We start from the raw sequence: 17,217 nt of genomic DNA, 5'->3' as shown, positions 1-17,217 counted from the left end.
ATCAACGATGCCTGAACTCTTTATAGTTGCCGTCGAGCCTCTACACTGAACGTCAAGGCGAACACTTTGTCAGCAAACAAAAGGTTTATGATCGTATATCTTTGGTTTATTTTGGACCGATTTACTTGAAATCACACGAAAAATCGAAATGGGTCAGCGATATGTTGCCGCCCTGTCCGCTATTATGGGGTCACCATAATCCCATCGACTCGGTGACTGATGTTCCGGTTCACCGGCGACGGCCAGCCGTTCCGCCATCCTTTGCCAAGAAACAATTACCTTGCTTTTCGACCGCTGGCAGGCACCCTTTGACCATTCAAAATGTGGAGGCGAACGATGTGTGATATCTGTGTAATGAATGCGGTAAAGGACAAGATGCTGTCGCGGCGACAGTTTTTCAAAGGTTCGCTGGCGGTTGGGGCCGGTGCAACACTTGGCGTTACGGCGGCCGCTCCGCCTGCGCTGGCGGGTGGTCATGGCGCCGTCACCGACATGACCCATATGTTGCATCCCAATTTCCCCACTTACTTCGGCGAATCCGGCATGCAACTGGAAACGCTCGCATCCTTCGGGACGGATGGATTCAATAACAACCGCATCATGGTCGTCGAACATACCGGCACCCATATCGATGCGCCGCTGCACTTTTCCCAAGACGGCGCTTCGGTTGACGAGATTCCGATCGAAAGCCTGGTTGCGCCCCTTTGCGTGGTCGATATCGCGGCCCGCGCGGCTGAGGACGCTGACACACAGGTCACACCAGATGATCTGCAGGCCTGGATCACGGCCAATGGCGATATTCCGGAGAATGCCTGCGTCGCCATGCATTCGGGCTGGGGGCCAAAGGTGGATGGCGACGGTTTCAGAAACTTTGATGGGACTGCACAGCACTATCCCGGCTTTCATATCGAAGCGACCCAAATGCTGATCGAAGAAACGGGTGCCACATCAATGGCAGTTGATACCTTGTCACTGGATCACGGCATTTCCGCTGATTTTGCAACACATTATGCGTGGTTGCCGACAGGGCGTTTCGGCATCGAATGCCTTGCCAATCTGGATCAGGTTCCTGCTGCTGGCGCTACACTTGTCATTGGCGCACCCAAACATCAGGGCGGTTCCGGCGGCCCTGCCCGCATTTTTGCGATGGTCTAGACCCGGCGGTTTGCGGCCCTTGCAGGGGCCGCGACCCGCACCGGGATCATCCTGCCGCCGCGCGGTTCGTCATCATCATCGTCTGCATTCAGCATGATGGTTACCGCAAATTGCACGCTGCCAAAAACCGTGCCGTGAAAGAGCCACAGCAGAAAAACAGCCAGCCAACCCACATCCGACCCGGCCACCAATGAACCAATCCTCGCAACATCGAACCAAAGGATCATTGCCACAAAGACTGCCGAAAGGGCGAAGCCGATGGCGCAGTGGCGCAGGTAAAGCCGCATCAGATCGGGTTCATGTGCTGGTTTCATAGCGATCCCCTTTGTTCTTTATGATAAGCCTGTCAGGGGTAAGGGCAAGTTAGAATGCGTCGGGCTGCGCCTCGCGTGCCATGTGGTCCAACACAGCATTGACGAATTTCGGCTCTTTCCCATCGCTTGAAAACGCCTCGGCCACACCGACAAATTCGCTGATCACAACCTTGGGTGGGGTTCCCTTGTCGATCAGTTCTGCGCCGGCGGCCCGGAACAGCGCCCGCCAGGTCGGATCGATCCGGGCAATCGGCCATTTGGCCACCAACGCTCGGTCCGTCATCTGGTCAATCGCCGCCTGATGATCCACGGCGGTGTCCATCAACTGCCGGAAGGTGTCGACATCGCCTTCGGCCATCTCGCCTTCTTCATAGGTCGCACCGAACCGGTGATCCTCAAACTCGGCCACGACGGCATCGACCGTCTGGCCCGATGCCTCCATCTGGAACAGCGCCTGCACGGCGTAAAGCCGGGCAGCGGATTTCATCTTGCGACGTTGATTGTTCGAAATGGTCATGCTGTCGTCTTGCCGTCCGCATCACCGGCCAGCTGAATTTCCTTGGTAAAGCCGACCCCTTTGGTGGCACTGCCCCACTTACGGGCGAGGGCGATCAGGTGCAAGGCTGCCGCAGCCGCCCCGCCGCCCTTGTTCATCTGATCAGGGTCGGCGCGCACGGCGGCCTGTTCGTAAGTCTCGACCGTCAGGATGCCGTTGCCGATACAAAGCCCTTGCAAACCAAGCAGTTGCACCGCGCGGCTACTGTCATTGCAGACCGTGTCGTAATGCGTTGTCTCGCCCCGGATCACGCAGCCAAGGGCAACATATCCGTCAAAATTCGACATCCGTTCGGCGATGCCGATGGCGGTTGGAATTTCCAGAGCGCCGGGCACATGCACGATGTCCCATGTTGCCCCGGCTTTTTCAATCTCGGCCTTGGCGCCAGCGATTTGGTGGTCGCTGATATCCCTGTAATAGGGCGAGGCCACGATCAGGATTTTTACCGGTTTGTCGAACTCCGGTAGGCGCATGATGTGATGGGACGGTCCGGCCATTATCCGATCTCCGAAATTTTGCGGGTGCCCACGATTTCAAGTCCGTAGGCGTCAAGGCCCACGACCTTTGGCTTGGGGGAATTGGTCAGCAACTCGATTTCGTGGATGCCGAGCGAACTGAGGATTTGCGCGCCCAGCCCGTATTGCCGCAGGGTCTGCGGCGAGACCTCTTCATCGGTTTCCAGCTTCATGTGCACATCACGCAGCAGTACCAGCGCACCGCGTCCTTCGGCTGCAATCACATTCATCGCATCGCCGAATTCGTTGCGCCGCCCCTTGGGCCCGACACCGACCACATCCAGCATCGGATCCATCGCATGCATGCGGACCAGAACCGGCTCGGGCGTAGAAATATCGCCTTTAATCAAGGCGATATGTTCCGCGCCCTGGGTTTCGTCGGTGTAAATCCGCAGCTCCCATTCGCCGCCGAATTCCGATGTGATCATGCTGGTCTCACGCACGCGCACGAGGTTGTCATGGCGGCGGCGATAGGCGATCAGATCGCTGATCGTGCCGATCTTCAGGTTATGCAACTGGGCAAAGGCGACAAGATCGGGCAGCCGGGCCATCTGCCCATCTTCCTTCATGATCTCGCAGATCACGCCGGACGGGTTCAGGCCGGCAAGGCGGGCAATATCGGTTGCCGCCTCAGTGTGGCCAGCGCGGACAAGGACGCCGCCGTCACGGGCGCGCAGGGGAAAGACATGGCCGGGTGTCGCGATATCAGCGGCGCCTTTGGAGGCATCGATGGCCGTTGCCACGGTCAGCGCGCGGTCATGAGCAGAGATACCGGTGCTAACGCCTTCGCGGGCTTCGATGCTGACGGTAAAGGCGGTTTCGTGGCGCGATGAGTTGTGCGAGGCCATGAGCGGCAGGCCCAGCGCATCGATCCGCGCGCCGGGAAGTGTGAGGCAAATCAAGCCTCTGCCATGGGTCGCCATGAAGTTGATCGCGTCAGGTGTGGCCATCTGGGCGGGGATGACCAGATCGCCCTCATTCTCGCGGTCTTCGTGATCGACAAGGACGAACATCCGGCCATTGCGGGCGTCTTCGATGATCTCTTCGATGCTACTGATCGCGTCGGACCAGTCGCGTTCGACCTGGCCGGGTGTTTCGAAATTCTGGTTCATGCAAATCCCCGTTGGGCTGTTAGAGGCCAGATAGCCCAGCGCCCGGGATTTGGAAAGAGTGATGGGGGGAAACGCAACGTTCGGTAGGGTGCGCAACGGCGGGATCGGCGCGGGGCGGCGAATCGCGGGTTAATCCCAATGAATGCTGCGAAATGCGCGGTCGGCATCACGTCGGCAAAACGTCGGATTTGCGTCGGACCGTTTGCGGCCAAATCCCCGGATTAAGGCACCGAACGATGAAAGTGTTACCGCGGCGTTAGGATTTCGTAAGATGGGTCTTGACCCATCCTATCGGAAGAATTGCGCAGCACTCAGATAGCCCGCCATCTGTGCAGCCTCTGCCCATTCACGCTCGAACGCTGTGTCGCCGATCAGTACAAAGCGGTCAGCGGGCTGGCCCTGGCTGATAATGATTTCGCGCATCCGGTCGCGCATCCGCGACCAACTGTCGGAAAATCGTGGTGCGGCAAAGGCCCTGTCGATCCCCGGGAGGTCCGCCAGATGGGTCGGTGTCACCGGTCTATGCCCCAAACCGGTCCGCGCTGTGTCGACCAGCGCATCAAGCTTGGCAGCCCGGTCGGCAGGCAGACCCTGCCCGTCGCGCAGCACATGCAAGGCGTTGTTGGAGAACATGAACCCGATCAGGTCATGCCCGGAACTGGCCCGGATGCCGGCGTAAGTCTTGTAAGGCAATCCCAGCTGGGCCGCCCGTTTCACCCGCAGCCGCACGATTTCCACAGGCAAGGTCGGCATCAAATCCCTGCGCGCCTTTGCCCAGACATGTTTGCGCCAACTATGGCCGGGTTCGATTACCCGGCCTGAATTATGTCCGATCCCTGCTGTCATCTTTCAACCATGCCACTTCTTCCCACGCAGCTTGCCGCGCTGCAGCCGCAGTGTCAAAGGTTGTCAGCATAGCGCCGGACAGATGACGCCAACCATGCCCCTCCTCGGGGTCACGTCTGCATTCGCGGTAGGTGTAACTGCCATCAGGCAGGCGGATGATATCGACGCAGCGATCGCCCGTCTCATCCTCAATTGATTGCAAAACCATGGGTTTCATTTGGTCAATCATGCAGGTGTTGAGCTATCAACAACGCCATTTTTCGAAACTAATGCCAATTGTGACTTTCGACGACCTGGACGACAAGCATCCGCATGCTCCTCTCTTTTGACAGCGTCAAGGCGTCGGTCACACAGATACGCAAATGGTCCCAATGCCCGCCACGACCATCTGTCTGGCCGGGTTTGGACAGCCAATAGGACTTTGTATTACGTCCCCAGTCCAGCACAAAACGCTCTATTTCACGCTGCCCCAACACCGCAAACGTTGCACTCCAATCAGGATCTCTATTCGCGCCTGGACGCCAGTCTTCCTGAATTTCGCCCCGTCTCACCATGTAGAGCCGCTGACAAACAGCCAGACCTTTATATCCCATTGGCACATGACGTGTCAGCGCATCCATTCCAAACGCTTCCTGATGGCCAAGATTTGAATATCCGCTGGCCTCAACGAAATAATGCGCGTCGAAATTCCGGTCGAACGGATTGGGATTGCCTTGCGGGAAATCGTATCTAACGTCGACCTTAACCATATTCCCGCAGCCTTGCGACGTAGCGGGCCATGGTGTCGATTTCGAGGTTGATCCGGTCCCCGACGGCAACCTTGCCCCAGGTCGTGGCGGATTTGGTGTGCGGGATGAAATTGATGCCGAAATCGCGCCCGTTGACCTCGTTCACCGTCAGCGACGTGCCGTTGAGCGCAACGGACCCTTTGGGCGCGATGAAGCGCGCCAGTTCGTCAGGGGCTCGGAAGGTGACGCGGGTGCTGTCGCCTTCCTCCTGCATCCCCACCACTTCGGCCACGCCGTCCACATGGCCGGAGACGATATGACCCCCAAGCTCATCCCCGACCTTGAGCGCCCGTTCAAGATTGACGATCCGCCCCACGGTCCAGCTATCGAGATTGGTGGCCCCCACGGTCTCGGCCGAGATTTCCACATCAAACCAATTGCGCGGCTCCGGCCCCAGCGCGATTACCGTCAGGCAGACACCGTCGCAGGCGATGGACGCCCCGATATCGATCCCTGCGATATCGTAATGGGTGCCGATCCGCGCCCGCAGGTCGCCGCGCTGTTCCAGCGCAAGCACTTCGCCCTGATCGGTGATGATCCCTGTGAACATGGCCTGATCCCCTGTTGCTTGCCCCAGACCTAGCCCCTTGCCCTGTGGCAGACAAGCCATGCCCACGCCGACAGATCATGTATGTCCTGTATCCGGCCGGAACTTATGGCATAACGGCTTTGTAATCACATCGGGATATGATGCGTCGGTGACCCAGACACCCAGACATTTTCTGTTTCTGCAGGGCCCGCATGGTCCGTTCTTTGCGCGCCTTGGCCGCATGTTGCAGGCGACCGGGGCGAAGGTGTGGCGCGTCGGTTTCAATGCGGGGGATCAGGCGTTCTGGCGTGGATCAGGTTACATCCCCTATCTGGGTCGGCCCGAGGATTGGCCCGATACGCTGTCTGCCCTAATTGCCGAACATCAGATTACCGATCTGGTCCTCTATGGCGATATCCGCCCGATCCATGCCGCCGCCGTCAGGATCGCCCGCGCCGCCGGTCTGCGTATCCACGTGTTTGAGGAAGGGTATCTGCGCCCTTATTGGGTGACCTATGAGCGGGGCGGCTCGAACGGCCATTCGCGCCTGATGGACATGTCGGTGCCGGATATGGCCGCCGCCCTGGCCGCGTCGGACCATGACATGCACCCGCCCCCGGCTGTCTGGGGCGACATGCGCCAGCATGTGTTCTATGGCGCGCTCTATCACTGGTTTGTCCTGTTCCGGAACCAGCGCTATCGCCATTTCACCCGCCATCGCAGCCTGCCTGTGGGCCGCGAGGCGGTGCTTTATACAAAGCGGCTGCTGCTGATGCCCTTTGCCGCCCTGTCCCGCCGGGTCGCGCAGATGCGGATCCGGTTTGGCGGCTTTCCCTATCATCTGGTGCTGCTGCAACTGGAACATGATGCCAGTTTTCAGGCCCATTCCCCCTTTGCCCGGATGGAGGAGTTTTTGCAGCTGGTGATCGACGGGTTTGCCAAGGGCGCGCCGGGCCATCATCACCTGGTCTTCAAGGCGCATCCGCTGGAAATTGGTCGCCTGCCACTGCGCCGTATCATTGCCCGTATGGCTGCCGAACAGGGCATTGCCGCGCGTGTGCATTTTGTGCGGGGGGGTAAGCTGGCCCCGCTTCTGGATCAGGCGCGCAGTGCTGTCACTGTCAATTCCACCGCCGCGCAGCAGGCCCTGTGGCGGGGGATCCCGTTGCGGGCGTTTGGCACAGCGGTGTTCGAAAAGCCGGAATTTGTGTCGGATCAGCCGCTGCCCGATTTCTTCGCCAATCCGCGCCGCCCCAATGCGGGCGCTTATCGCGATTATCGTCGGTTCCTGCTGGAAACCAGCCAGGTGCCTGGGGGGTTTTATTCGTCCCGTGGCCGCCGCCAGTTGTTGCGAGAGGTGGTCGATATGATGTTGTCGGATGTTGATCCTTATGATGCATTGCAGATGGATGCCCCGCGCCAGCCCTTGAAGATTGTGAGCTGATTGGTGGCTGATCCCCCCCGGACGCAGCTATTTGTCTATAATGGCGGGTTTCTGACCCAGGGCCGGGTGCGCCGCATCATGGATCTGGCAGGTTACGACATTCGCCTTGGTGCCCCGGGCGAGGGTGACAGCGTGGGGGTCTGGGGCCAAAGCCCGACCGCCCCGCGGGGCGAGGCGGTGGCGGATCGCCGTGATGTGCCGGTGATAAGGGTCGAGGATGCGTTCCTGCGCTCGGTCGGGTTGGGGCGCGATGGCGATGTGCCGATTGGCTTGCATATTGACCGGCGCGGCGTGCATTTTGATCCGGCGGTGCCATCGGATCTGGAGATGCTGCTGACCGAAAACCCGCTGGATGATACCGCCCTTCTGGACCGCGCCCGCGCCGGGATTGCGGCAATGCAGGCCGGGCATCTGTCGAAATACAACGCCTTTGATCCAGCCCTGCCGGTCCCGGATGCCGGCTATGTGCTGATCATTGACCAGACCCGCAAGGATGCCTCTGTCACCGCAAGCGGGGCCGATAGCAACACGTTCAAGGAGATGCTGTTTTACGCCCAGACCGAACATCCGGGTGCGCGGATCGTGATCAAGACCCATCCGGAGACGTTGGGCGGGCATCGCGAGGGGTATTTCAAGGATGATGTAGCCAGTGACCGGATCAGCCTGTGTGACCAGCCGGTATCGCCCTGGGCGCTGCTGGAAGGGGCGATTGCCGTCTATACGGTCAGTTCGCAAATGGGGTTCGAGGCGATTTTGGCGGGCCACAAGCCGGTCGTGTTTGGCCAGCCATTCTATATGGGCTGGGGGCTGACGGATGACCGCACACCGCTGCAGCGCCGGCAGCGCAATCTGACACGTGTGCAACTGTTCGCCGCCGCGATGATCCTTTATCCCGTCTGGTATGACCCCTATCACGACCGGCTTTGCAGTTTCGAAGAGGCGGTGGCGACGATGACGGCCATGGCGCAGGCGGCGCGCGACGATTATCGCGGCTGGGTGGCGGCGGATATGCGGCTGTGGAAACGGGGCGTGTTGCAGAAGGTGTTCGGCAAACCCCGCCGGGTGATTTTTGCGGATGGCGAGGGCGCGTTCGCCAAGGCAAAGGCCACGGAGCGGCGTCTGATGGCTTGGGCCAGCACCGGTCGGACAGATGCGGTGCTGGTCGAGGACGGGTTTTTGCGCTCGCGCGGCCTTGGTGCGGATCTGATCCCGCCCTTGAGCCTCGTGCTGGATGATATGGGGATTTATTACGACGCGACCCGCCCCAGCCGGTTGGAGGCGCTGATCAACGCAGCAGGCGATCTGGATGCAGGGTCGCGCGCGCGCGCAACCGCTTTGATCGACCGGATCACCGATGCGCGGCTTTCCAAATACAATCTGGCGCTTGGCTCTGAGCTGGCCGCCCTTCCCAAAGGTCGCCGCATTCTGGTGCCGGGTCAGGTGGAAGACGATGCCTCGATCCGGTTGGGTTGCGCGGAGGTCAAAACCAATCGTGGCCTGTTGGAGGTCGTCCGCGAGGCCAATCCGGCGGCGGTGCTGATCTACAAACCGCACCCGGATGTGGAGGCCGGATTGCGTCCGGGCGCTGTGACCGATGCCGATCAGATCGCCGATGTGGTGTTGACAAAGGCCGACCCGATTGCCGCCATAGATGCAGTGGATGAGGTCTGGACCATGACCTCGCTATTGGGTTTTGAGGCATTGTTGCGCCGCAAGCGGGTGACCTGCCTGGGCACACCGTTCTATGCAGGCTGGGGCTTGACCGACGACCGGGCCATGCCCGTTACCCGGCGCACCGCGCGGGTTGATCTAGCTGCTCTGACGCACGCCACGCTGATCGCCTATCCGCGCTATTTCGACCCGGTCACCGGCCTGGCCTGCCCGGTGGAGGTGATCATCGACCGGCTGGAGAATGATGATGTGCCTGCGCCGGGCCGGTTCAATCGTGGGCTGGCGAAACTGCAGGGGCTGCTGGCGAGTTACGCGCATCTGTGGAGGCGGTAATTTCTTGACCGATATCGTTAACGGTATTCTGCTGCGAGAGGGATACGTCTTGATGGCGCGACGCACCGCATCACGTCGGAACCATCCCAATACCTGGAGCTTCCCCGGCGGTCATGTGGAACCAGGAGAGACATTGTTGATGGCACTGCGACGAGAGTTGCTGGAAGAGATCGGCGTCAGCATCGTATCGGCAACCCACCAACATAGCTGCGACGCTGAGGCCAGTGAACAGCGAAGCATAGTGAAATTCCATTTCTTCGTCATTCGTGAGTGGGACCGTGAGCCACAAAACCTTGGCAACGAGCATAGCGCGTTGCGTTGGGTCAATCTAAAGGATGCTGCGCAGATGCCTGATCTTGCTCTGAACGCGTATTTTGATCTGTTTGCTGCATTGCACCCGGACTAAAGGGCTGTGGCAGATCTTAGGTCTCGGTGGGCTGCCGCACCCATCGGTGCATGATATCGGTGCCGACCGGGCGGACGTGATCAAGGCTGAAACGCGGTGCGGCGGCCAGCCGGTCGATGCCCATGGCGGCGAGTGAGGGCGTGCCTTCGGCCCCGATGGCCATCCCGGCGGTGAAAACGACCAGTTCGTCGACCAGATCGGCCGAGAGCAGCGAGGCGGCGAGCATCCCACCCCCTTCGCAGAAAACGCGGGTGATGCCCTGTGCGGCCAGCGCGGCCAGTGCGGCGCGCGGATCGACCTGACCGGCCTCTATCGTACAGGGCAGGCTGACCGCCCCCTTTTTGGTCCAGTCGGTCACGTCCGCCTCTGCCCCGTGGCACAGCCAGACAGGTATGTCTTGTGCTGTTCGGGCGAGTTGGGTGGTGGCCGGTATTTTCATCGCGCGCGAGATCACGACCCGTATCGGCTGCCGTGTAATCCCCATGCCGCGCACCGTTAGCGACGGGTCATCAGCCCGCGCGGTCCCTGCCCCGACCATGACCGCGTCATGGCGCGCCCGCATCATATGGACGGCGCGCCGTGCTTCGGGCCCTGTGATCCATTGGCTTTCGCCGGATGCCGTTGCGATCCGTCCATCCAATGTGCCTGCCAGCTTCAGCGTCACGTATGGTCGGTTGGCGGTGACCCGCAGCAGGAACCCGGCGTGATCGCGGCGCGCCTGATCTTCCAGAACCCCGGTATCGACGGTGATGCCCGTCGCGCGCAGCATTGCGATGCCTCGCCCCGCCACCCGCAGGTCGGGATCGCCGGTGGCGATGACGACGCGGGCAACCTGCGCATCAATCAGCGCCTGCGCACAAGGCGGTGTCTGTCCGTGATGGGCGCAGGGTTCAAGCGTGACATAGGCCGTTGCCCCGGCAGCCGCACCTCCGGCCTGTGCCAGAGCGATGGTTTCGGCGTGCGGCCTGCCGCCATTCGCGGTGGCACCACGACCCACGATCCGGCCGTCTTTGACGATAACGCAGCCGACTGCGGGATTGGGCCAGACACGGCCCATGCCACGCCGCCCCAGCGACAAGGCCAGCGCCATGTAGCGGGCATCGTCTGCGCTGTTCACTCGCTGTCTTGGGGTGCGTCCGGGCGCAGTTCGCTGACGAATTTGTCGAAATCGTCTGCGGCCTGGAAGTTTTTGTAAACGCTAGCAAAACGCACGTAAGCCACAGTGTCGATCCGGGCGAGGCTTTCCATCACGATCTCACCAATTGTGCCCGATGGAATATCGGTTTCACCCATGCTTTCCAAACGCCGCACGATGCCGCTGATCATCTGGTCCATGCGTTCGGGCTCAACCGGGCGTTTCTGCAAGGCGATCCGGATCGAGCGTTCCAATTTGGGCCGGTCGAAATCCTCGCGCCGGCCATTGGATTTGATCACCACAAGATCGCGCAACTGCACCCGTTCATAGGTGGTGAACCGGCCACCACAGGCCGGGCAAAAGCGGCGTCTGCGGATCGCAACATGGTCTTCGGCGGGCCGTGAATCTTTGACCTGGGTGTCAACATTTCCGCAAAAGGGGCAACGCATATCCTGTCCTTGTCTCTATTTCTGGGGTCTACGCCCCATTTATCCACAGGCACTATAGGAACATGCGCAGGTTTTGGGTAGTGGGCATTTTGCGCCGCTAGATGAGGGACAATTGGCGTGGCGCGCAGGACTCACTCTTGGGGATACCAGCGTTGTCAAAGCCCGTCGGGATAGAATCGCAACAAGTGTTTCTTGAGCGGCCCGAGATGCGCATCATATCGCCGCCAGAGCTGCATGGATGTGGTATGAAGCGGCTCGCGGACCTGCCGGGCTGAGAGCGTTCGGCTATGTTGGCCCCCGGTCTGGAAATCGAGGCAGGCCGGGTCCCAGTCGAGCCTGAGGAAATCAACCATCCGCCGCGCCTGCCCTTCCAGATCATCCACGACCTGTTCATAGTGTACTGTCAGGATCGGGTTGGGCAGTGCAACTGCCCAGTGATCCATCAACTGCCGGTAGTGGACATAGGCATGGCCCAGCGTATCGAGGCTTTGGGTATATGTGTGCCAGGCCGACAGGTTTTGCATGTAGCAGGACACACAGGTGTCCATCGGGTCGCGCAGTACATGGATGATCCGCGCCTTGGGAAGCATGGCGGCGAAGAACCCAAGCAGTTCAAAGTTATGCAGGGATTTGTCGATCACGCGAGCAGCACCGGCGTGGCCCATTTCGCGGATATAGGTCTGCGCCATGCGCTTGGCTGCATCCGGGGGCATCTGCTTGATCGCGCGCACCATATCGCCACCATGGCCGCGGCGCACGCCGACTTGTTGGATGATCCGGTGCAGATTAGGGCTTTCGCCGATACTGGCGACCTGTGGATGGCTGGCAAGGATCTGTTCTACCAGCGTCGACCCGCTGCGCGGCATGCCCACGATCAGCACCGGGCGGTCATCGCCCGCCCCTTTGCCGAAGTAATCCGCGCGCGAGATATCCCGGCGCAGGGCGGTGACAAACCCGGCATAGGCTTTGGCATCGTATTTGAGCGGTGCGGCCGCTTTGGCCCGTGTGAACGCGTCAAAAGCCGCGTCATAGTCGCCGTGGTCGTTATAGACCTTGCCCATCAGTTTGAGCAGATGGGCCAATATCTGACCGCCAATCGTGGTGTAGCGCGGCAGCAGGGTGTCACGCATATGCGCAAAGATGGGGTCATCGGCGCCCACCTTAGTCGCGTCGACATAAAGCCCGAGCAGGTTGATATCATCAGGCGTTTCGGCCCAGAGCGTGCGGCACAGTTCTGCCGCCTGATCTGCATCGCCCTGACCCAGCAGCGCCCAGCCTTTCTGCAACTGCGACGGCCGGTGGTCCGGTCGGATCGTCAGGGCGTGGTCGATATGGGTCAACGCATCGGCGAAGGCGTTGCGTTGCAGGGCGGTGAAGGCGGCGGCGTATCTGACATCAGGGTCGTCCGGCGCGAGTGCGACGGCTCTTTCCGCGTGCTTTTGCGCAGCAGGTAGCTGGCCCGTGTTGGCGAGGGTTTCAGCGGCAAGCGCATGGGCGCCGGCCTGTTCGGGCCGTGCCTTGACCAGGGCGGCCACAAGCGGCAGGGCTTTGCGGAATTTCCGGCTGTAGCGCAGGTGAAACAGGACCGCAGCTTGCAGAACCTGCGGGCGAGGTTTCTTGGCCGCCAGCAGCTTTGCATAGGCCGCCTCAGCCTCTGCGATGCGGCCTGACCTGGCGAGCGTGAGCGCTTTGTCCAGCATGGTGCCCCCTTTGTGCATGGCCGAAGCTATAGGCTGGTGCGGCAGCGGTGAACAGAGGTCAGGCCAGATATCCAATCACCTTGCGCTGATGTGGGCGGTCGCGGTGTTCAAAAAGGTAAATGCCTTGCCATGTGCCGAGGGCGAGCGTGCCGTTGATGACGGGGATACTGAGATGGGTCGGCAACATGGCTGCCTTGATATGGGCAGGCATGTCATCGGAGCCTTCGTACGTGTGCGTCAGATAGGCCATGGACGGATCGGTGGTGGGTGGCACCAGACGAGCAAAGTAGTTTTGCAGGTCTGTCTGCACCTCAGGATCGGCGTTTTCCTGGATGACGAGGCTGGCCGATGTGTGCTGTATAAACAGCGTGAGCAGCCCGGTTCCCTGCACCCAACGGGTGACCTCGGCGGTGAATTCATAGAGGCCGGTGCCCGTCGTGGGGATGTCGAAACGCGTTTGCATTTCGTATTTCTGGGCGGTTTCAGCTGAGGCCGCAACCCCGGGCAATAGGTGACAGGATCGGCAAGCCAAGTGCTGCTGCCATGCGCGGAGATAGACGCGGCGTACAGGCATCAGCAACGCGCACATCGCTGACCTTTTCTTGTTTCGTCACATCTGCTGTCGGCTCCACGCCGTAGGCGCTGGCCGCCTGCGTAAAGGTCAAGGTTGCAAAAACCATGACCGTCAATCGGAACACATTTAACATCACACTACCTTCAACCAAAATCCCGAACGGATGATTCAAAAACCGCGCTTATCTGAACAAAAGAATAGTCGATTTGTCCGAAAGCTGTGCGGAATTATGAACACAAGGTTAATGGAGCATTTACCAGCGGTCGGGTCTGTGCCGGAACGCACAATGTGAACCGACTTACTTGGCGGCACATGCCAGTTCTGTCTGATCCGGGTCAGCCATTATCTGAGGCAATCCCAAAGCTGCGACCAATTCCGGCTGCATGGGCTGCTCGCAGATTTCGCCAGCCTCAGGCAATCCTGCCTCAATCATCGCGACCTGCGTGACAGTGTAAGGGGGCTCCGTGCTGTAGGCCTGCGCCGCAGGAGCGAGCGAAATTGCCACCATTGCTGTGGCGAGTGCGAGAGACAGTTTGGACATCGAAATTTCCTTTTCTGTCCAACTATCTGGGTGCAGATCAGTTCCCGATCAATCTGCTGTCATCGAATATCACGTGTTCGTAAATACATATGATATCAGCGCGATCCGCCTCGGCGCCCTTAGATCCCCGCGGGAACGGCAACGCAGTCGCTTGCGTCAAGGCTCAGCACCGGATCATTGGGGCCGCACTCTTCGCCCGAAACAGGATAACGCCCGGTTTCTGCGCATCCGGCGAGGATAAATGCAATTGCTATGCTGAGGGTCAGGATTAGATGCTTCATCATCGGAATTCTTTCTGTTGCGTCGCTATTGGTTCGCGGAACAGATTATGCGGCGCCGTCAGACCCATCTTGATATTGATCAATCCGGCGTTTTTACGTTCCGTTTTGCACTCGCGTTCCGGACCACATCCTCAGGCCGCAGATGAATAGTGGTGATGCATCAATCGAAAAGACGGATGCCTTGTTCGTCGATCATCTGCTTGGCTTTGGCCAGGGATGCGGCCTTGGCGTCTTCAATGCTCTGGAATGTATCCGCCCGGATCAGGTGGTGTTCGCGAATTTCGCCATCAACATCATGTGCGATCCGCGCCGCCAGCCGGTAGGTACCACCCTCGCGCTGCGGCTCTGCATAAATCTGCATGCCCTTATAGGTTTCGGCCGGTTCAGACGGTTTGGAGCCGTCGTTACCACCAAAGAGTCGGGAAAGAAGTGACATGGCTGTTACCTTTCCAGTTTCAGGTCTTACGGGCGCGATTACAGCGGACAGTCTTTGGCGAGGTCAAATCCAGCTGCATCGTCATTCGGGCAGTAGGGTGCCTGCCGCGGGAAACCGATTGAAATCCGGTCGAAGGTTGCGATGAAGCCACCATTGGCCTGGCCCCATGCCCCGGTACCGAAGGTTTCGGTGAATGCATCGCAGGATTTGCCCAGATAAATCGTTTCGATCCCGTCTTCGATTGACGAAGATGCACCGTTTTCGATGAAACGAAAGACGGGGTAGAGCGAGGTCAGGACGAAACCGTTTTCATTGCATGTCACATTGTAGGCGTGCCCGTCGCCCGAAACGACCAGCGACGGTGCTTCCTGTGCCGATCCGAGCGTCGGGACAAGCGCCGCAAGTGCGGCGCTGATCATTTGCGTCGGATTGATGATCACTGATCCAGGAACGACCGCAGCTTGCGTGACCGGCTGGGGTGCTTGAGTTTCCGCAGCGCCTTCGCCTCGATCTGACGAATCCGTTCGCGCGTCACGCTGAACTGCTGACCCACCTCCTCCAGCGTGTGGTCGGTATTCATCCCGATGCCGAAGCGCATGCGCAGGACTCGTTCCTCACGTGGTGTCAGGGAGGCAAGCACGCGCGTTGTGGTCTCTTTCAGGTTTTCCTGAATGGCTGAGTCGAGCGGCAGGATGGCGTTCTTGTCTTCGATGAAATCGCCAAGTTGGCTGTCTTCCTCGTCCCCAATCGGTGTTTCCAGCGAAATCGGCTCTTTGGCGATTTTCATCACCTTGCGGACCTTTTCCAGCGGCATTTGGAGCTTTTCAGCCAATTCCTCTGGCGTGGGCTCGCGGCCGATTTCGTGCAGCATCTGGCGGCCGGTGCGGACCAGTTTGTTGATCGTCTCGATCATGTGAACCGGGATACGGATCGTGCGGGCCTGGTCGGCAATCGACCGGGTGATCGCCTGACGGATCCACCATGTCGCATAGGTCGAGAATTTGTAGCCGCGGCGATATTCGAACTTATCGACAGCCTTCATCAGGCCAATGTTACCTTCCTGAATGAGGTCAAGGAATTGCAAGCCGCGGTTGGTGTATTTCTTGGCGATGGAGATCACGAGACGCAGGTTCGCCTCGACCATTTCCTTTTTCGCCTGCCGCGCTTCTTTTTCGCCCTTCTGTACCTGCTGGACGATGCGGCGGAATTCGGTGATGTCGACGCCGACATACTGGCCGACCTGCGCCATGTCGCTGCGCAGTTCTTCGATCTTGCCGGTGGATTTCTCCATCAGCATCTGCCAGCCGCGCCCGGACTTTTCGGACATTTCGTCAAGCCAGTTCGGGTCCAGTTCACGGCCCCGATAGGCATCAATGAATTCGCGGCGGTTGATGCGGGCCTGATCGGCCAGTTTCACCATGGCGCTGTCAATCGACATGATACGGCGGTTGATCCCATAAAGCTGGTCGATCAGCGCCTCAATCCGGTTGTTATGCAGGTGAAGCGAGTTCACAAGCTCCACAATCTCGGACCGCAGCGCCTGGTATTTGTCTTCCTGCTTGGACGAGAACGATGAATCCTCGTTCAGCGTCGCCGACATCCGCGCGTCCTGCATATCGGACAAAGTGGCAAAATCGCGGGCAATGATTTCGAGCGTGTCCAGCACGCGTGGCTTCAGCGCGGCCTCCATCGCGGCCAATGACATGTTGGCCTGATCGTCGTCATCGTCATCATCATCCTTGGCAATCGGGTTACCGTCGGCGTCAAGCTCTTCTGTTTCTTCCTTTTCGGCAGGTGCTGCGCCGGCGACCGGTGCGGCCACCACATTTTCCTCACCATCTTCGCCAAGCTGGTTGCCGAATGTGGTTTCAAGGTCGATCACATCGCGCAGCAGGATGTCCTCGGACAGAAGTTCGTCGCGCCAGATCGTGATCGCCTGGAATGTCAGCGGGCTTTCGCAAAGCCCCAGGATCATGGTGTTGCGGCCAGCCTCGATCCGTTTGGCGATCGCAATCTCGCCTTCACGGGACAGCAGTTCGACCGACCCCATTTCGCGCAGATACATGCGCACCGGATCGTCGGTGCGGTCCAGCTTTTCAGCCTCTGCGCCACCAAGGGTGACTTCACGCGACCCGGCAACGGTCGCGACCTCGGTGCCGCCTTTGTTGTCGTCCTCGGCCTCTTCGCTTTCTTCTTCCTCGGTGACCTGGATGCCCATTTCGGACAGCATCGACATCACGTCTTCGATCTGGTCAGACGAGACCTGTTCCGGCGGCAGAACCGCGTTCAACTGATCGTAGGTGATATAGCCCCGTTCGCGCGCATCGGCGATCATCTTCTTGACCGCAGTCTGGCTCATATCAAGGCTGATATCGCCGTCCTGGTCCCCATCCTTACGATCGTCGTTGTCTTTGGCAGCCATGCAGAGGGCC

General features: G+C 59.6%; 22 protein-coding genes. 4 read left to right on the top strand and 18 right to left on the bottom strand.

Translation table 11 applies throughout. From position 1 onward, the window contains the following. Nucleotides 1-336: 336 nt before the first annotated feature. A complete protein-coding gene (locus ACFWW4_RS09515) occupies nucleotides 337-1,155 on the top strand; it encodes a cyclase family protein (protein ID WP_411890628.1) in 819 nt (272 codons plus the stop codon). Here ACFWW4_RS09515 and ACFWW4_RS09510 read toward each other — a convergent pair. The 8 genes from ACFWW4_RS09510 to ACFWW4_RS09475 all read right to left on the bottom strand — a co-directional run bounded on the left by ACFWW4_RS09510 (nucleotide 1,152) and on the right by ACFWW4_RS09475 (nucleotide 5,836). Continuing rightward, nucleotides 1,152-1,469, bottom strand: a complete 318-nt coding sequence (locus tag ACFWW4_RS09510; protein WP_411890627.1) for a hypothetical protein — start codon at nucleotides 1,467-1,469, stop codon at nucleotides 1,152-1,154. The genes ACFWW4_RS09515 and ACFWW4_RS09510 overlap by 4 nt on opposite strands. A 49-nt stretch (nucleotides 1,470-1,518) precedes the next feature. Beyond that, nucleotides 1,519-1,986, bottom strand: coding sequence for a transcription antitermination factor NusB (gene nusB / locus ACFWW4_RS09505; protein ID WP_411890626.1), 468 nt, complete (start codon nucleotides 1,984-1,986; stop codon nucleotides 1,519-1,521). Beyond that, complete coding sequence (locus tag ACFWW4_RS09500; RefSeq protein WP_411890625.1) at nucleotides 1,983-2,522, bottom strand: 6,7-dimethyl-8-ribityllumazine synthase; 540 nt, start codon at nucleotides 2,520-2,522, stop codon at nucleotides 1,983-1,985. Before ACFWW4_RS09500 ends, nusB begins: the two co-directional genes overlap by 4 nt. Then, nucleotides 2,522-3,652, bottom strand: a complete 1,131-nt coding sequence (gene ribB / locus ACFWW4_RS09495) for a 3,4-dihydroxy-2-butanone-4-phosphate synthase (RefSeq protein ID WP_411890624.1) — start codon at nucleotides 3,650-3,652, stop codon at nucleotides 2,522-2,524. Before ribB ends, ACFWW4_RS09500 begins: the two co-directional genes overlap by 1 nt. A 288-nt stretch (nucleotides 3,653-3,940) precedes the next feature. Then, on the bottom strand, nucleotides 3,941-4,498 hold the full coding sequence (locus tag ACFWW4_RS09490; protein WP_411890623.1) for a hypothetical protein: 558 nt from the start codon (nucleotides 4,496-4,498) through the stop codon (nucleotides 3,941-3,943). Then, entirely contained in the window at nucleotides 4,476-4,715 is a 240-nt protein-coding gene (locus tag ACFWW4_RS09485) for a hypothetical protein (RefSeq protein WP_411890622.1), read from the bottom strand. Before ACFWW4_RS09485 ends, ACFWW4_RS09490 begins: the two co-directional genes overlap by 23 nt. A gap of 49 nt (nucleotides 4,716-4,764) precedes the next feature. Continuing rightward, nucleotides 4,765-5,247 carry a hypothetical protein gene (locus ACFWW4_RS09480; protein WP_411890621.1) on the bottom strand — a complete coding sequence of 161 codons (483 nt, stop codon included), beginning with the start codon at nucleotides 5,245-5,247 and terminating at the stop codon, nucleotides 4,765-4,767. Then, nucleotides 5,240-5,836, bottom strand: a complete 597-nt coding sequence (locus tag ACFWW4_RS09475; RefSeq protein WP_411890759.1) for a riboflavin synthase — start codon at nucleotides 5,834-5,836, stop codon at nucleotides 5,240-5,242. Before ACFWW4_RS09475 ends, ACFWW4_RS09480 begins: the two co-directional genes overlap by 8 nt. A 148-nt stretch (nucleotides 5,837-5,984) precedes the next feature. Between ACFWW4_RS09475 and ACFWW4_RS09470 the strand changes: the two genes are divergently transcribed. Genes ACFWW4_RS09470 through ACFWW4_RS09460 form a run of 3 tightly spaced genes read left to right on the top strand, consistent with a single transcriptional unit; the run spans nucleotide 5,985 to nucleotide 9,669 of the window. Then, complete coding sequence (locus ACFWW4_RS09470; protein ID WP_411890620.1) at nucleotides 5,985-7,259, top strand: capsule biosynthesis protein; 1,275 nt, start codon at nucleotides 5,985-5,987, stop codon at nucleotides 7,257-7,259. A gap of 3 nt (nucleotides 7,260-7,262) precedes the next feature. Continuing rightward, entirely contained in the window at nucleotides 7,263-9,263 is a 2,001-nt protein-coding gene (locus ACFWW4_RS09465; protein WP_411890619.1) for a capsular polysaccharide biosynthesis protein, read from the top strand. A 4-nt stretch (nucleotides 9,264-9,267) separates the two neighbouring features. Continuing rightward, nucleotides 9,268-9,669 carry an NUDIX domain-containing protein gene (locus tag ACFWW4_RS09460; RefSeq protein ID WP_411890618.1) on the top strand — a complete coding sequence of 134 codons (402 nt, stop codon included), beginning with the start codon at nucleotides 9,268-9,270 and terminating at the stop codon, nucleotides 9,667-9,669. 16 nt (nucleotides 9,670-9,685) lie between these two features. Here the strand turns inward: ACFWW4_RS09460 and ribD are convergent, their stop codons facing one another. From ribD to rpoD, 10 genes are all read right to left on the bottom strand, one after another. Beyond that, complete coding sequence (gene ribD, locus ACFWW4_RS09455) at nucleotides 9,686-10,786, bottom strand: bifunctional diaminohydroxyphosphoribosylaminopyrimidine deaminase/5-amino-6-(5-phosphoribosylamino)uracil reductase RibD (protein WP_411890617.1); 1,101 nt, start codon at nucleotides 10,784-10,786, stop codon at nucleotides 9,686-9,688. Continuing rightward, nucleotides 10,783-11,253 carry a transcriptional regulator NrdR gene (gene nrdR, locus ACFWW4_RS09450; RefSeq protein ID WP_411890616.1) on the bottom strand — a complete coding sequence of 157 codons (471 nt, stop codon included), beginning with the start codon at nucleotides 11,251-11,253 and terminating at the stop codon, nucleotides 10,783-10,785. Before nrdR ends, ribD begins: the two co-directional genes overlap by 4 nt. Nucleotides 11,254-11,408: 155 nt before the next feature. Next, nucleotides 11,409-12,953 (bottom strand): tetratricopeptide repeat-containing sulfotransferase family protein, encoded by a 1,545-nt coding sequence (locus ACFWW4_RS09445; RefSeq protein ID WP_411890615.1) that lies wholly within the window; start codon nucleotides 12,951-12,953, stop codon nucleotides 11,409-11,411. A gap of 58 nt (nucleotides 12,954-13,011) precedes the next feature. Beyond that, nucleotides 13,012-13,416 carry a secondary thiamine-phosphate synthase enzyme YjbQ gene (locus tag ACFWW4_RS09440; RefSeq protein ID WP_411890614.1) on the bottom strand — a complete coding sequence of 135 codons (405 nt, stop codon included), beginning with the start codon at nucleotides 13,414-13,416 and terminating at the stop codon, nucleotides 13,012-13,014. Between the two features lie 19 nt (nucleotides 13,417-13,435). Next, nucleotides 13,436-13,699 carry a hypothetical protein gene (locus ACFWW4_RS09435; protein ID WP_411890613.1) on the bottom strand — a complete coding sequence of 88 codons (264 nt, stop codon included), beginning with the start codon at nucleotides 13,697-13,699 and terminating at the stop codon, nucleotides 13,436-13,438. Between the two features lie 126 nt (nucleotides 13,700-13,825). After that, nucleotides 13,826-14,068, bottom strand: coding sequence for a hypothetical protein (locus tag ACFWW4_RS09430; protein ID WP_411890612.1), 243 nt, complete (start codon nucleotides 14,066-14,068; stop codon nucleotides 13,826-13,828). Between the two features lie 119 nt (nucleotides 14,069-14,187). After that, nucleotides 14,188-14,352: a hypothetical protein gene (locus ACFWW4_RS09425; RefSeq protein ID WP_411890611.1), complete on the bottom strand. Its 165-nt coding sequence runs from the start codon at nucleotides 14,350-14,352 to the stop codon at nucleotides 14,188-14,190. A 157-nt stretch (nucleotides 14,353-14,509) separates the two neighbouring features. After that, complete coding sequence (locus ACFWW4_RS09420) at nucleotides 14,510-14,785, bottom strand: HlyU family transcriptional regulator (protein ID WP_411890610.1); 276 nt, start codon at nucleotides 14,783-14,785, stop codon at nucleotides 14,510-14,512. A gap of 38 nt (nucleotides 14,786-14,823) precedes the next feature. Further along, nucleotides 14,824-15,225: a hypothetical protein gene (locus ACFWW4_RS09415; RefSeq protein WP_411890609.1), complete on the bottom strand. Its 402-nt coding sequence runs from the start codon at nucleotides 15,223-15,225 to the stop codon at nucleotides 14,824-14,826. Further along, on the bottom strand, nucleotides 15,222-17,207 hold the full coding sequence (gene rpoD / locus ACFWW4_RS09410; RefSeq protein WP_411890608.1) for an RNA polymerase sigma factor RpoD: 1,986 nt from the start codon (nucleotides 17,205-17,207) through the stop codon (nucleotides 15,222-15,224). The genes ACFWW4_RS09415 and rpoD overlap by 4 nt, the downstream gene beginning before the upstream one ends. Between the last annotated feature and the right edge of the window lie 10 nt (nucleotides 17,208-17,217).

This window comes from Yoonia sp. SDW83-1 (assembly GCF_046762885.1).
Lineage (GTDB): Bacteria > Pseudomonadota > Alphaproteobacteria > Rhodobacterales > Rhodobacteraceae > Yoonia.
Note: the sequence above shows the minus strand (reverse complement) of the source record. Positions and strands in the feature narration are given on the sequence as shown.